This window comes from Dellaglioa carnosa (assembly GCF_026948345.1).
Classification (GTDB): Bacteria; Bacillota; Bacilli; order Lactobacillales; family Lactobacillaceae; genus Dellaglioa; species Dellaglioa algida.
On the sequence record NZ_JANXLI010000017.1, the window covers coordinates 1 to 440 of the forward strand.

Here is a 440-nt window from a genome sequence, read left to right on the forward strand (position 1 = left end):
ATTATTTTATTCCGGCATAGCTCAGTTGGTAGAGCGCTTGACTGTTAATCAAGATGTCGCAGGTTCGAGTCCTACTGCCGGAGTTCTATTTTTGTAATGTGGAGAGTTGTCCGAGTTGGTCTAAGGAGCATGATTGGAAATCATGTAAACGAGGTTTCTCGTTTCAAGGGTTCGAATCCCTTATTCTCCGTTGCAAATTGACCCGTTGGTCAAGTGGTTAAGACACCGCCCTTTCACGGCGGTAACATGGGTTCAAATCCCGTACGGGTCATATAAGTATATTGTTAGAAAGCATGTTGGAGGTTTAGCTCAGTTGGGAGAGCGTCTGCCTTACAAGCAGAGGGTCACAGGTTCAAGCCCTGTAACCTCCATATGAAGGTCCTATGGTATAGGGGTTATTACGTCCGCCTGTCACGCGGAAGATCACCGGTTCAAATCCG

At 46.8% G+C, this 440-nt stretch carries 4 tRNA genes; all 4 read left to right on the forward strand.

The features are described from left to right. The first annotated feature begins 10 nt into the window (after positions 1–10). The 4 genes from N0K80_RS07840 (at position 11) to N0K80_RS07855 (ending at position 371) form a co-directional block, all read left to right on the forward strand. Positions 11–83, forward strand: a tRNA-Asn gene (locus N0K80_RS07840). Between the two features lie 17 nt (positions 84–100). Further along, a tRNA-Ser gene (locus N0K80_RS07845) sits at positions 101–190 on the forward strand. 9 nt (positions 191–199) lie between these two features. Beyond that, positions 200–271 (forward strand) — tRNA-Glu (locus tag N0K80_RS07850). A 27-nt stretch (positions 272–298) separates the two neighbouring features. Continuing rightward, positions 299–371: transfer RNA gene (locus N0K80_RS07855), tRNA-Val, on the forward strand. Positions 372–440: the final 69 nt, after the last annotated feature.